General features: G+C 55.9%; 11 protein-coding genes and 2 tRNA genes. 5 read left to right on the forward strand and 8 right to left on the reverse strand.

All coding sequences use genetic code 11. The features are described from left to right. The first annotated feature begins 67 nt into the window (after positions 1 to 67). A tRNA-Pro gene (locus L4174_RS03830) sits at positions 68 to 144 on the forward strand. A 97-nt stretch (positions 145 to 241) separates the two neighbouring features. Then, positions 242 to 318: transfer RNA gene (locus L4174_RS03835), tRNA-Pro, on the forward strand. A gap of 15 nt (positions 319 to 333) precedes the next feature. Here the strand turns inward: L4174_RS03835 and L4174_RS03840 are convergent. Beyond that, on the reverse strand, positions 334 to 1,260 hold the full coding sequence (locus tag L4174_RS03840) for a TraB/GumN family protein (protein ID WP_248143465.1): 927 nt from the start codon (positions 1,258 to 1,260) through the stop codon (positions 334 to 336). A gap of 176 nt (positions 1,261 to 1,436) precedes the next feature. After that, a complete protein-coding gene (locus L4174_RS03845) occupies positions 1,437 to 4,250 on the reverse strand; it encodes a cation transporter (protein WP_248143467.1) in 2,814 nt (937 codons plus the stop codon). Positions 4,251 to 4,338: 88 nt separating this feature from the next. Between L4174_RS03845 and cueR the strand changes: the two genes are divergently transcribed. Further along, positions 4,339 to 4,740, forward strand: coding sequence for a Cu(I)-responsive transcriptional regulator (cueR, locus tag L4174_RS03850; RefSeq protein ID WP_248143469.1), 402 nt, complete (start codon positions 4,339 to 4,341; stop codon positions 4,738 to 4,740). A 92-nt stretch (positions 4,741 to 4,832) separates the two neighbouring features. Here the strand turns inward: cueR and L4174_RS03855 are convergent, their stop codons facing one another. The 3 genes from L4174_RS03855 to tesA all read right to left on the reverse strand — a co-directional run bounded on the left by L4174_RS03855 (position 4,833) and on the right by tesA (position 7,577). Beyond that, positions 4,833 to 5,687, reverse strand: coding sequence for a co-chaperone YbbN (locus tag L4174_RS03855; RefSeq protein WP_248143471.1), 855 nt, complete (start codon positions 5,685 to 5,687; stop codon positions 4,833 to 4,835). Between the two features lie 405 nt (positions 5,688 to 6,092). Continuing rightward, on the reverse strand, positions 6,093 to 6,920 hold the full coding sequence (locus L4174_RS03860) for an SDR family oxidoreductase (protein WP_248143473.1): 828 nt from the start codon (positions 6,918 to 6,920) through the stop codon (positions 6,093 to 6,095). A 57-nt stretch (positions 6,921 to 6,977) separates the two neighbouring features. Further along, the gene (gene tesA / locus L4174_RS03865; RefSeq protein ID WP_248143475.1) at positions 6,978 to 7,577 is read right to left on the reverse strand and encodes a multifunctional acyl-CoA thioesterase I/protease I/lysophospholipase L1; all 600 of its coding nucleotides are present in this window, start codon (positions 7,575 to 7,577) and stop codon (positions 6,978 to 6,980) included. Between tesA and L4174_RS03870 the strand changes: the two genes are divergently transcribed. Together L4174_RS03870 and L4174_RS03875 are read left to right on the forward strand one after the other, a co-directional pair. Beyond that, positions 7,576 to 8,250: an ABC transporter ATP-binding protein gene (locus L4174_RS03870; protein WP_248143476.1), complete on the forward strand. Its 675-nt coding sequence runs from the start codon at positions 7,576 to 7,578 to the stop codon at positions 8,248 to 8,250. The two genes, tesA and L4174_RS03870, sit on opposite strands and share 2 nt — an antisense overlap. Continuing rightward, the gene (locus L4174_RS03875; protein ID WP_248143477.1) at positions 8,247 to 10,724 is read left to right on the forward strand and encodes an ABC transporter permease; all 2,478 of its coding nucleotides are present in this window, start codon (positions 8,247 to 8,249) and stop codon (positions 10,722 to 10,724) included. Before L4174_RS03870 ends, L4174_RS03875 begins: the two co-directional genes overlap by 4 nt. A gap of 62 nt (positions 10,725 to 10,786) precedes the next feature. Here L4174_RS03875 and L4174_RS03880 read toward each other — a convergent pair whose 3' ends face one another. From L4174_RS03880 to L4174_RS03890, 3 genes are all read right to left on the reverse strand, one after another. Further along, complete coding sequence (locus tag L4174_RS03880) at positions 10,787 to 11,710, reverse strand: TIGR01777 family oxidoreductase (protein ID WP_248143479.1); 924 nt, start codon at positions 11,708 to 11,710, stop codon at positions 10,787 to 10,789. A 133-nt stretch (positions 11,711 to 11,843) separates the two neighbouring features. Then, positions 11,844 to 12,143, reverse strand: a complete 300-nt coding sequence (locus L4174_RS03885) for a SelT/SelW/SelH family protein (RefSeq protein WP_248143481.1) — start codon at positions 12,141 to 12,143, stop codon at positions 11,844 to 11,846. Between the two features lie 9 nt (positions 12,144 to 12,152). Beyond that, positions 12,153 to 12,914 (reverse strand): sulfite exporter TauE/SafE family protein, encoded by a 762-nt coding sequence (locus tag L4174_RS03890; protein WP_248143483.1) that lies wholly within the window; start codon positions 12,912 to 12,914, stop codon positions 12,153 to 12,155. Positions 12,915 to 12,932: the final 18 nt, after the last annotated feature.

Below are 12,932 nucleotides of genomic sequence, written 5' to 3' on the forward strand. Positions count from 1 at the left end.
TCCGGCTCTTGGGAATAGCGGACCAGAGAAACCCTCTGGAGCAGTCTCAAGGCGAAAAATAAACAATCGGTGAATAGCGCAGTTTGGTAGCGCATCTGGTTTGGGACCAGAGGGTCGGGGGTTCGAATCCCTCTTCACCGACCACTATTTTAAAAGTTTGCTTTTGAAAAGCAGGCTACAAAAATTGAGAGTTTGAGTAACTCTGACTGCAAGAGTTATACTTTCAACAGAACAAAATTATCGGTGAATAGCGCAGTTTGGTAGCGCATCTGGTTTGGGACCAGAGGGTCGGGGGTTCGAATCCCTCTTCACCGACCACCTTCGAAAGCCCGCTCATTGAGCGGGCTTTTTTGTCTCTGATGTTTTTGGTTGATTGTTTGCCTGACGCAGAGGCGCGGGTTCACATTGTGCCGGCCGGCCGTGATTGAGTTGCCGGACCGTGAAGCCTTGTTGCATCAGTAACGCAGGCAGGCCATCGTTCCCCATCATATGATAAGCACCGACAACGACCAGAAAGGTCCCCTTCTGGTATTGCGGCGCATGGGCAAGTTGCCTGGCCCAGTCCTGATTTCTGCGCGTCAGCAGGTGTTGTTCGGTGTCATCAGAGAGGGCGATCTGAGCGCTCAGTTCCGTCAGCACGGTACCATTCCCCTGTTGCCAGGCTTCGAGCAGGCAACGCAGTTCATCTTCCAGTAAAAGCCATTCATTCAGCGTTGTTTGCAGCAGGTTCAGGCCATGATCCGGGAGACTCCTCAGCAGCCGGAACTGTGCTTCAATGCCCTCCAGTTCGTAAACGGGAAGGTGCTCTTTTTGGGCCCGGGCAAATACCACCTGATCGATGCCTTTCTCCGGAGAAAGGCCATAGGCCAGAGACTGGGCCAATTGCAGTTGCATGGCTGTCATCCAGGGCGGATTTTCAAGGAGCGAGTAGGAGGATAATCGGTATTGGTCGGCCAGTGCTTTGAGGGTACGGATATCCTTCGGGGGCAGCAAATGACGTGTTGCGGTGCTTGCGTCAAAGGGCGGCATCTCAAACTTTTTCTGGATATCGGCTTCCAGAATCAGGCCGTTCGCTTCAGGCCAGTACCGGGTAAAGACATCTGGTAACGGATAAAGTGCATCATTGCCGACATGAATGGATCCCATCAGCACAAACTGACGCTGGTGATCTTTGGCAAGCCAGACCTGAGGCTCAGCTGAGGCACTGGTACTGAAGAAGGTCAGAACGATACTTGCTTTGGTAAGCAGAGATTTAAACATGATCATTCCAGTGGTTGGCGGTTGTAAACAGCCTATGGAATACATGGGGGACAGGCAAGTTTCACGCATCAGAAAAGCGGCCGGACAGACAGTCCAGCCGCTGAAGAACTACCGGTTCGGATGAAGCCAGAACCACCAGATGATGAAGCCAATGGCCAGGGCTGCCAGTAATGCCATCATTCCAGGCCTCCTTTGTTGTCCGTGAGTGTGGTTGTCTGATATTGCGCGCTGCCCGGACGGAACAGTCTCAGGCGGTTGGCATTACTGACGACCGTGATGGACGACAGTGCCATCGCAGCCCCGGCAATCACCGGGCTGAGCAGACTGCCGGTAAACGGAAACAGAATACCGGCGGCCAGCGGAATTCCCAGGGTGTTGTAGACAAAAGCCCCGAACAGGTTTTGCTTCATGTTGCGCAGTGTGGCGGAAGACAGTTCCAGCGCATCTGCGACGCCGTGCAGCGAGTGGCGCACCAGCGTCAGCTGGGCGCTTTCAATAGCGACATCACTGCCGCTGCCCATGGCGATTCCGATTTCCGCCTGAGCCAGCGCTGGCGCATCATTAATTCCGTCACCCACCATGGCGACGTGTTTGCCCGATTGCTGCAGCTGACGCACTTCTTCCGATTTGCCATCCGGCAGTACACCGGCAATCACTTTCGTGATGCCAGCCTGACGGGCGATGGCCTTGGCCGTCCGTTCGGTATCCCCCGTCAGCATGATGACCTCAATGCCTTTTGCCTGAAGCCTTGCCACCGCTTCGCCTGAGTCTGCACGCAGGGGATCACTGATGCCGAAAACCGCGGCCGGTTGTCCGTCAATCGCAATGAAGATTGCGGTTGCACCGTCATCGGACAGCGTGAGCGCATCGGCTTCCTGGCAGGCTGTATCAATCCCTTCTTTTACCATCAGGGCACGGTTACCCAGCAGGATGTTGTGCGTTTCGACCTGACCGCTGACGCCATAGCCCGGCTGCGCATGAAACTGACTGAGAGTTTTCAGCGGCAGCGATTGTGCTTTCGCCGCGGCGACAATGGCCTTCGCTAGCGGGTGCTCGGCACCTTGTTCCAGACTGGCTGCCAGTGTCAGTACCTGCTCTTCAGTGTATTCCCCGTAGTAGTGGCTGTGTGTCAGGACAGGTTTACCTTCTGTCAGGGTTCCGGTTTTATCCAGCACGACGGTATCAATCCCGGCAGCCAGCTGCATGGCATCAGCATGGCGGATCAGGATGCCGTGTTCTGCAGCCCGGCCAAGTCCGACGGTGACCGACATCGGGGTTGCCAGCCCGAGGGCACAGGGACAGGCAATGATCAGAACGGTGGTCGCCGTAACCAGCATATAAATCGAGACGGGATCCGGACCGACGTAATACCAGATGGTTGCGGTGACAATCGCAATGATCATGACCGTGGGGACAAAGATAGCTGAGATGGTATCGGCCATCCGGGCCAGTTCCGGCTTACTGCTTTGTGCCTGACGTACCAGACCGATGATTCGTGCCAGCAGAGTCTGATTGCCGACCTGCCGGGCAATAAACAACAGGCTGCCGCTTTGATTGATCGTACCGGCATGCAGTTCATCGCCCGGCTTTTTGTGGGCTGGTACCGGTTCACCGGTCAGCATCGACTCATCCAGATAGCTTTCACCGGTTTCAATCACACCATCAACCGGCACTTTCGCGCCCGGACGCAGCCTGAGTTTCATGCCGGGTTTGATCTCGGCCAGCGGCACTTCGCGTTCGCCCTGATCATCGACCAGAATGGCGGTTTGCGGTTGCAGGTCGATCAGTTTTTCCAGCGCCTTTGAGGTGCGTCCTCTGGCTTTGGTTTCCAGTGCATGTCCCAGCGTGATCAGACCCAGAATCATGGCCGAAGCTTCAAAGTAGACGTGGCGGGCCTGCGCCGGGAACCATTCCGGGGTCAGGACCACAAACATGGAGTAAAACCAGGCCGCCCCTGTACCCAGTGCCACCAGTGTATCCATGCTGGCTCTGTGGTGAAGGAAGGCTTTCCAGGCATCCCGGTAGTAATGTCCGCCGCAGTACACCAGCAAGGCCAGTGTCAGCAGGCCGATGATGCCCCAGCTCCACTGGCTGGTGACCGAATCGATCATCATACTGCCGCCAAATACACCCCAGGCCATCAGCGGTACCCCGAGTGCCAGTGCCAGTCCGGCATTGATCAGGTGCTGACGGTAAACCGCTGAGTTCTGTGCCTGCTGTCGTTCGCGCCGGGTGCGTTCATCTTCACTCAATTCAGCACCATAGCCGGCATTTGAAACAGCCCGGATCACGGATTCAGGATCGATCTCTCCCTGAACCAGCGCGGTGCGTTCGGCCAGATTGACACTGACCGCGGAGACCGCATCAACTTGCCGGATAGCTTTTTCGACGGAAGACACACAGCTGGCACAGGTCATGCCGGAAATCAGAAAGTAGTGACTGTCTGCGTCGGCTTCGTTCGGGCTGTCGCTTACTGTTGCCGTGGTGGCTGGTGCTTCTGGTGCCGTTTCAGCGTTCTGAAGGTGAGCGGCTGCATCGGAACGGGCTTGCTGTCCCGATGTCTCCTGATCATCTGGATGCTCTGATAGAGGGACCTGATATCCGGCAGACTGGATCAGTGCAGTTAATGCATCCTGGTCTAAGGCGCCCAGAACCACAGCACGGGTTTTACTGACCTCAAACTGGGCAATCCGGGGATCTGCGGCGAACACTGACTTCAGCTTGGCAACACATTTTCCGCAGGACAGGCCTGCCAAAGGTAAGTCGTGCTGATAGCCGGCCTCGTATCCCAGTGTCTCAATGGTCTCAATAATCTTTGCCAGATCCAGCTGACCTGAAAGACGGGCGTTTTGCGTGTCAACCGCTACTGTTTCCACGCCATCCAGTACCTGTAATGCCTGGGTGATTTTTCCGGCACAATTCATACAGCGGACTTTGCCAAGCGGCAGCGTCACATCCATACGGGCCGGTATGCTTGTTGAAATCGTCATGGGCTTCCTCAACGCCATTGATGTGGTATATGCTAATCATAAAGCTTCCAGTTGATGGAAGGTCAAGTTAGTTTTTCAGGAGGATCAGATGAACATCAGCGAAGTGGCCAAACAGACGGGATTAACCAATAAAACCATACGCTTTTATGAGAGTAAGGGGATGATCAGTGAACCTTTGCGTGGTGAGAACGGCTACCGCCGCTATAGCCAGAAACAGGTAAACGAACTGCTGATGATTAAGCGCTCGCGGCTGGTGGGGTTCAGTCTGGAGGAAAGCCGGGAGTTGTTGTCGCTGTCACGCGATCCGGAACGGAAAAGTGCCGATGTAAAAGCAAAAGCCGAGCATAAACTGGCTGAAATTGATCATCAGATCCAGGAGCTTCTGGCGATGAAGCAGAGTCTGCAGAGTCTGATCAGTCAGTGTCCGGGGAACAACCAACCGTGCTGTCCGATCATCGATGCGCTGACCGAAGGTGAGTCCGAAGCTTAAGTTCAGAAAGACTGAGCTCTGTCGGCCTAGTTTCAGCCAGCAATAGGTTGTATTCACCGCAGGCCGGTTGGTTTGCCTGCGGTGGACTTGTATCAGTACAGCAGTGAGTAAAGCTGACGACGGTACTGGCTGGCCAGTGCATTCCCCTGACCCAGAGCCGCCAGAATATCCATCATGGTTTTCTTGGCGTTCCCGTCGGCAAAGTTCAGATCTTTGCGCAGTAGGCCCATCAGGATCTCCAGAGCTTCCTGCTGGCGGTTTGCCTGGCTGTACTGGATTGCCAGTTCGTACGCCAGCTGACCATTGTCCGGTTCCGCGGCCAGTTTTTCTTCCAGCTGACGAATTTCAGGTGAATCACTGGCCTGACGGTGCAGCTCCAGTTTGGCAACCAAACGTTTGTAATCGCTGTCCTGATCCTGCATCGGGATCTGGCCCAGCAGGGTTTCAGCGTCATCAAACTGAGATGTTTCCAGCAGACATTCCGCAGCAGCCAGTAACACCAGGCTGTTGCCCGGCAGGCTGGCCATCAGTTCACGTAACAATGGCAGCGCTTCGTTATAGGCTTGCTGGCTGACCAGCTGAATGGCCTGATCCAGCTTCATTTCATCTTCGCTCGGAAGGTGCTTGCTCAGCATCTGGCGCAGGCTCTCTTCCGTTTGCGGGCCGGCGGCGCCGTCGACCGGCTGACCATTGCTGAACAGGGCAACGGTTGGCAGACTGCGGACACCAAACTGTGCCGCGACCATTTGCTGCGTTTCACAGTTCAGCGTCGCCAGCACAAACTGTCCCGGAAGCTGGGCTGCCAGGCGTTCCAGGACGGCATTGACTTCTGCCGTTTCAGGCATCGACGGTGCCCAGAAACTGATCACCACCAGCTGTTGCATGGACTGCTCAATCACCTGATGCAGATTGGATTCGTTCAGTTCAATCGCTAATTTGTCGTTCATACCGGGCTTTCCGTGATCGTTGAATAAGTGATGATGAAGATGTTGGGCTGATTGGCAGGAAAATCAAGGGAAAAGGGTGAATAAAGCGGTGTTCGACGGGTTCAGAGGAAAAAAACGGAGAGCCAGGCTCTCCGTTAGAGTTGAAAGCTCAGAAGCAGAGCAATTGCGACACAGAGACAGAGCGCGTTTATCTGGCGTAATGTCATGCCGATTCCTCCGAAAATGTAGCACTGTTTGTTTAGGGGGATCGCTGGATTACCTTTCACAACAGGTAAGGACCAACTTACCCTGAAGCCTAGATGGCTCAGATGACACATTCATGACATCTGATGAAAAAACAGGCATTCCGGTGTGAGATTTTTCACGTTCGGATCAGGATCAAACTTCCACCACTCTGCATGGTTATTAATCGCTTTTGATTAAGATGCCATCCAGCCAGCGCACCGGCAGAATCCGGCGTAAAAAGCCGAAAATATAGGTCGGCTGGGTAACATAGTAGCGTGCAGCAGGCGTGTGACTGTCGATGATCTTCTGCAGCGGTTTCAGGACGGCTTCCGGCGTCAGGGTGAACTTGTTGGACGGGGACGGCTTGCCAAGCCGGTCCAGCGTATTCTGATAATTCTGGCTGTGGCGGGAATCGGCCATGTCGATGTGGGCTTCAAACTGGCGTTTTGCGTTGGCCCGGAACTGACTTTCAATCGGACCGGGCTCAATCAGGCTGACCTGAACCGGCGTATTGGCCAGCTCAAGCCGCAGGGTGTCGGTATAGCCTTCTAATGCAAATTTACTGGCATTGTAGGCCCCGCGGTATTTCATGGCGACCAGCCCCAGAACAGAGCTGTTCTGGACAATCTTTCCGCCCCCTTGTCTGAGCATCACGGGAATGACGGCCCGGGTCAGAGAATGCCAGCCGAACAGGTTGGTTTCGAACTGTTCGCGCAGCGCATCTGTGGGCAAATCCTCAAGAGCACCCGGCTGGCCGTAAGCGCCGTTATTGAACAGCACATCCAGTCGCCCGTCGGTGATTACCAGTGCGTCCGACAGACCCTGTTCGATGGAAGCTGTGTCAGCAAGGTCGAGCTGAACGCAATGCAATCCTTCGGCGCGCAGACGTTCTACATCCGCCAGTTGCCGGCAACTGGCAACCACCAGATAGCCAGCCTGATGGAGCGATTTGGCGCAGTGGTATCCGATACCGCTGCTGCAGCCTGTGATGAGAATGGCTGTGGTCATGTGAGTCCTTTTCATTGGGGAATGAGGTCATTGGAAATTGGGCGTTGTAAAACCTGGTTACAAAAAAGGTGTGATGGCATTTGTCATGTACTGGGCGATCCAGGGCTGCGCGGCGGCTTTGGGATGGAGGCCATCGTCCATCATCCAGTGGTCACGCAGGATGACCTGCTCCAGGAAAAAGGGCAGCAGCGGCAGGCTGTAGTCTTTGCTGAGTCTGACGTAGATTGCTTCAAACTGGCTGGTATAGCGCTTGCCGTAGTTGGGCGGGATACGGATTTGCATCAGCAATGGCTCGCCGCCGCTATCTTTAATCAGAGCAATCATAGCTCTGAGGTTCTTCTCGATCGCCGCAGGCGGAAAACCGCGAAGCCCGTCGTTGGCACCGAGCTCGATGATGACGTAATCTGGTGCATGCTGTTTCAGCAGTTTGGGTAAACGGGCCAGACCATTACCTGTGGTATCACCGGAAATGCTGGCATTGACCACCTCAATTTTCAGGCCGTTGTCATTCAGCATCGGTTCCATCAGCCGTGGCCAGCTTTGATCAGCTCGCATCTGATAGCCGGCGCTCAGGCTGTCACCGAGTACCATCAATGTGGCGGCAACGCTGCTGATTGGTGTCAAAATAAGTATTAACAGTGCAAGGATCCGCATCATGTCTACATCCGTGATAAAAGCGCAATCAGTATCCAAACAGGTGACGACGGCCACCACAACACTCACCATTCTGCAGGATGTTTCGCTTGAGGTCGAGCGGGGCGAAAGTATTGCTTTGGTTGGGGTTTCCGGCGCGGGCAAATCCACGCTGATGACGTTGCTGGCCGGGCTGGATGTTCCCAGCAGCGGCGACATTGAACTGCTCGGGCAGACTTTGTCAGCGATGGATGATGAATCCAGGGCCGCCTTGCGCAGTCAGGCGGTGGGCTTTGTGTTTCAGAGTTTCCTGCTGATTCCGTCGCTGACGGCGCTGGAGAACGTGACCCTGCCTGCCATCATCAAGGGGGAGACCGGCGATACGGCACGCGCCGCAGCCCTGCTGCATCAGGTCGGTCTGCAGGGCCGGGAAGCGCATTTGCCTTCACAGCTCTCCGGCGGTGAACAGCAGCGTGTCGCACTCGCCCGGGCTTTTATGACCGCGCCTCAGGTGTTGTTTGCGGATGAACCGACGGGCAATCTGGATCAGCACACGGCAGCCACGGTGATCGATTTACTCTTCGCCCTCAACCGGGATCACGGCACCACACTGGTGCTGGTCACCCATGATCCTCAGTTGGCGGAACGCTGTGATCGCGTGGTACGTATTCATGGCGGGCGTGTGGAGGCGGCATGACAGAGATGAGTGAAAGTCAGATCCCGAGCCGACAATCCGATCCGTCTCTGTTGCTCCGGTGGAGCTGGCGCGAATTATGGCAGGGTCAGCTCTGGCCGGTGGCTGTGGCGCTGACGCTGATCATTGCCTGTGTGTTCGCACTGGCATCTTTGGTGGTGCGGGTCGAAAAAATCATGATCAATCAGGGCCGCAGCATGATTGCGGCGGATCTGGTGCTGCGCTCTGCCAACCCGATTGCGGAACCCGTATTGCAGGAAGCCCGGCAGTTAGGCCTGACAGTGACGCAGCAGACCCGTTTTGGCACCATGGCTTTCAGCGATCATGCCATGCAGCTGGTGAGCGTGAAGTCTGTCGCCAGTGATTTTCCGCTGCGGGGAGAATTGGTGCTGCAGGGACTTGAGCAGACCCGGCAGCGGGTCGAACCGGGCGAGTTGTGGCTGTCGGAGCGTTTGTTTTCACTTCTGGATGTGAAAATCGGTGATCAGGTGGCGATAGGGAATGCCGAACTGACTGTCGCAGGGGCAGTGGTTTCAGAGCCGGAGCTGTCGTTTAACCCCTTCAGCCAGATGCCTGCGGTGCTGATGCATGAGTCGGATCTGGCTGCCACGGAAGCTATTCAGCCTGGCAGCCGGGTACGTTACCGGGCGTATTTCAATGGTGATGACTCTTTGCTGAAGCAGTTGCAGGCCGATGTGGTGCTGAGTCCGGATCAGCGGTGGATAAGTGAAACCACACAGGGGCGTACCGGTGAGATGATCGAGCGGGTACAGCAGTATCTGTCGCTGACCCTGATTCTGGTGATTCTGATGGCGACGGCCACACTTGTGCTGACCTGCATGCATTACACGGCCAGCCGCACAGAAACGGTCGCGATGATGAAAAGTCTGGGCGCCCGTAAAGGCTTTCTGGGGCGCTGGCTGGCCCGGCAGCTCGGATTACTGTTTGCCATTGCGGCGGTGGCCGGACTGAGTCTGGGCTGGATACTGGAATGGTTGTTACGCTTGCCGTTGAGTGATGTCTTGCCTAAACCTTTACCGGAAATGGGAGTGATGCCCTGGCTGGTCAGTTTGCTGGTGGCGGTTCTGGTCGCGATTCCTGGGATGGGGATTGCGCTGTGGCGCCTGCTGGATGCACCGGCACTGGCGGTCATGCAGCGGGGACTGAAGACAACGGCCTCAAAAAACCGGTACCTGCTGATACTGATCCCGCTGATTGCCCTGTTGCTCTGGGTCGGGGATAACCCAATGATGTGGCTGACGCTGGCGGGCTTGGTCGGATTGCTGGGCGTTTTAGCCGGGCTGGGCTTGCTGTTGGTTGCCGGGCTCCGCCGGCGTCGCTGGGGAGCCGCAATGACCCTGGCGTTAAGCCGTATCGGTCGCAGTCCGCTGGTGACCGGAGCACAGCTGGCGGCACTGACCAGTTCGCTGATGCTGCTGGCCGTGATCTGGCTTCTGCGAACCGACTTACTGGCAGACTGGCAGCAGACCCTGCCGGCAGATGCACCCAACGTTTTTGCCCTCAATATCAGTCCGACCGAGCAACAGGCGTATCTGGATGTGCTGGACGGTTATGGGCTGATGCGCTCAGACAGTTACCCCATTGTGCGCGGCCGTCTGGTGACGATTAATGGCGTTAATCCGAGAGCGGAAACCACAACGCCGGATGCGCAGCAGGATGATCGTCAGGAAGGGGATGAGTCTTTGCGCCGGGAACTGAATTTTACCTGGCGGGAAACGATGCCGGTGCACAATACACTGATGGAAGGAAAATGGAGTCTTGCGCCGGGCGGCGTGTCGGTTGAAACCGGGGTTGCCGAACGGCTGGGCATTCAGCTGGGCGATCAGCTGGGGTTCAGTGTGAACAGTCAGTCTTTCACTGCGACAGTAACCAGTTTGCGGGAGGTGGAATGGCGGAATATGCGGCCCAACTTTTTCTTCATTTTCACCCCGGATGTGATGGCTGATTTGCCAGCTACCTGGCTGGTCAGCTTCAGGGTGGCAGCGGATCAGAGTGAGATTGTCAATCAGCTGGGCCGGGATTATCCGACCGTCACCTTGCTGGATCTGAGAACTATGGCAACCCGGATCCAGGCGATTTTACAGCAGGTCTCTCTGTCCTTGTCTGTGCTGGCTTTGCTGGGGGTGTGCAGCGGGCTGCTGCTGGTGCTGACCTTGCTGCGTCTCAGTCTGTCGCAGCGGCAGCAGGAAATTAAGCTTTACCGGACGCTGGGGGCCAGCAGGCAACGGATCCGGGCAACGATCTGGAGCGAATATGGTCTGATGGCCGTACTGGCTGGGGTGATTGCAGTCTTTGGGGCGGAAGCCCTGGTTGCAGCCCTGATCAAATGGGGCTTTGAGTTGCCCGTGACCTGGCACCCGGGCTTGTGGCTGGTTTTGCCGCTGCTGTCCGTTCTGCTGATACTGCTGATCATCAGCAGCATGATGAAGCAGTTGCTGCGTCCCTTAGGCCGTTAGATTCGTCCGACAGACAGTACGGTGATTGCTCAGTGTAGGCTGCCGGAGATTCTGAGACCGGGTTACTCCACGCGGGTCACCCGGCTTTCCGGTTCGGCCAGCGCACTTTTCAGTGCCCGCTCCAGATCCGGGTAGCAAAAGTGGAAACCATGCGCTTCCAGTTTGGCGGGCAGTGCCCGCTGACTGTCGAGCAGCATTTGCGCGGATTCACCCATGCCGATGCGGAGCAGCCATTCCGGTGTACTCATGAGATGAGGCCGGTGCAGCACTCTGGCCAGTGTCTGGCTGAATTCTTTATTGGTGACCGGATTCGGCGCGGTGAGATTAAATGGCCCCTGAGCGGTTTCATGGCGCATCAGAAACATAATGCCTTTGACCATGTCCTGCAGATGGATCCAGGGGAAATACTGCTCTCCGCTGCCGATAGGGCCTCCCAGACCCATCTTGTAAACCGGGACCAGTTTCGCCAGGGCGCCGCCGCCTTTGCCCAGCACAATCCCGGTACGCAGCAGACAGACCCGGGTTTGTTCAGTCTGAGCACTCAGTGCTGCTTCTTCCCAGGTCCGGCAGACGGTATGGGCGAAATCATCCCGCTGAACTTCGAGGGACTCATCGAACGCCTTGTGTTGCTGGTTACCGTAATAACCCACGGCAGAGCCGCTGATAAAAGTATGCGGTGGCGTGCTGCCAGCCAGAATTTTACCCGCCAGCTGGCGGGTGAGTTGCCAGCGGCTGTGGCAGATTTCTTCTTTTTGTTTCTCCGTCCAGCGTTTATCGGCAATTGGTTCGCCTGCCAGATTGATGACGACATCAAATTCGTCCAGCGTGTCCAGTTCATCCAGACTGGTGATGACCTTGATGTGGTGGCCTAAGCGCTGATATGCACGATTGGGATGACGGCTGAGAACGGTAACCTGATCATGGTTCAGATGTGGAAGCAGTGCCCTGCCGATAAATCCGGTGCCGCCGGTGACCAGTATCTTCATCGCCTTTCCCCTGTTATAGGTGTTGATTTATCCTTGTTTTGTATAAATTATAATCAACCCCGGGCGTAATCTCCGCTTTTCATCTGCGGCTGGATTGAAGTGGATCGCGCTTTTGCAATTTAGGGCAGCCGGTTTAACGGTCCACATGACCCAGATCGCGTGCCGGATCTAAAACATCCCGGATCCGCTGCTTCAATTGTTTGGCATCCGGAAATCCGCCATCGGTTTTCCGCTCCCAGATCCGAATGTTGTTACAAAAGATCTCAAACCGTCCTCCGGTATCCGGGTGCAGACTCACGGCTTCCAGATCTTCACTGAAGGTATGCAGCAGTTCCTGACACATCCAGCTTGCCCGGAGCATCCAGTTGCACTGGCGGCAGTAATAGATATCAATCACGGCTTTTTTTTCAGGATTGGTGATAGGGTCTGACATAAAGTGTCCTCACAGGCCGAAAAGAAGTTTTGCCCCAATCAGGAAGGTCAGGGCTTCGAAACAGCGTTTAATCAGCTGGTTGCTCTGGCGTCCTGCAAGGTGCGCGCCCAGATAACCACCCAGTAACGAACCGGCGATCAGAACCGGTAGCCACGGCCAGTAAATTTCTGCGCCAGCTGCATACATCGCGACAGCACCGGTTCCGTTCCAGAACAGGCCGACGCTGATTAGAGTGAGTGCGACTGCCTGTCTGTAGTCATAGCCGAACCAGCGGATCAGAAAGAGGGTCACAAACAGACCGCTGCCGGCAGTCAGAGAGCCGTTGACGATGCCGATAGAAGCCAGTCCCAGGCTCCCCAGAATCAGCCCTTTGTTATCACGGCGGCGCGGATTCTCCGCCTGCCCCAGACTGGGCTGATAAAGAGAATACAGCCCCAGACCGAGGATCAGCAACCCCAGTGCGGCTTCGGCCATTCGGCCCGGAACGAACAGGATGGCATTGGCGCCTATGATCACGCCCAGGGTTCCGGCAATAATCACATAGAGGGTCATGGACCAGTTCAGTTTACCGGCTCGAATGTATTTGATTGCGGCGCCCAGTCCCAGTGCGACACTGGCAATCTTGTGTGTGGCTAAAGCCACGGAAAAGGGCAGCCCGAGAAAGATGAGTAATGGAAACTGAATCAGCCCGGCGCCACCGCCGGACAGCGATGCCAGGGTATTGGCCAGCAAAGAGCCGATGAAAAGTCCGAGAGTATTCAACCCGTCCATGGATGATGCCGGAATCCT

This window comes from Photobacterium sp. CCB-ST2H9 (assembly GCF_023151555.2).
In the GTDB taxonomy this organism is placed as follows: domain Bacteria; phylum Pseudomonadota; class Gammaproteobacteria; order Enterobacterales; family Vibrionaceae; genus Photobacterium.

Excerpts from the sequence above, each read along its gene's own strand:
- L4174_RS03860 (WP_248143473.1), bottom strand. The coding sequence starts at position 6,920 with ATGACCACAGCCATTCTCATCACAGGCTGCAGCAGCGGTATCGGATAC.
- L4174_RS03890 (WP_248143483.1), bottom strand. The coding sequence starts at position 12,914 with ATGGACGGGTTGAATACTCTCGGACTTTTCATCGGCTCTTTGCTGGCC.
- tesA (WP_248143475.1), bottom strand. The coding sequence starts at position 7,577 with ATGATGCGGATCCTTGCACTGTTAATACTTATTTTGACACCAATCAGC.
- L4174_RS03870 (WP_248143476.1), top strand. The coding sequence starts at position 7,576 with ATGTCTACATCCGTGATAAAAGCGCAATCAGTATCCAAACAGGTGACG.
- L4174_RS03875 (WP_248143477.1), top strand. The coding sequence starts at position 8,247 with ATGACAGAGATGAGTGAAAGTCAGATCCCGAGCCGACAATCCGATCCG.
- L4174_RS03845 (WP_248143467.1), bottom strand. The coding sequence starts at position 4,250 with ATGACGATTTCAACAAGCATACCGGCCCGTATGGATGTGACGCTGCCG.
- L4174_RS03855 (WP_248143471.1), bottom strand. The coding sequence starts at position 5,687 with ATGAACGACAAATTAGCGATTGAACTGAACGAATCCAATCTGCATCAG.
- L4174_RS03840 (WP_248143465.1), bottom strand. The coding sequence starts at position 1,260 with ATGTTTAAATCTCTGCTTACCAAAGCAAGTATCGTTCTGACCTTCTTC.
- cueR (WP_248143469.1), top strand. The coding sequence starts at position 4,339 with ATGAACATCAGCGAAGTGGCCAAACAGACGGGATTAACCAATAAAACC.
- L4174_RS03880 (WP_248143479.1), bottom strand. The coding sequence starts at position 11,710 with ATGAAGATACTGGTCACCGGCGGCACCGGATTTATCGGCAGGGCACTG.
- L4174_RS03885 (WP_248143481.1), bottom strand. The coding sequence starts at position 12,143 with ATGTCAGACCCTATCACCAATCCTGAAAAAAAAGCCGTGATTGATATC.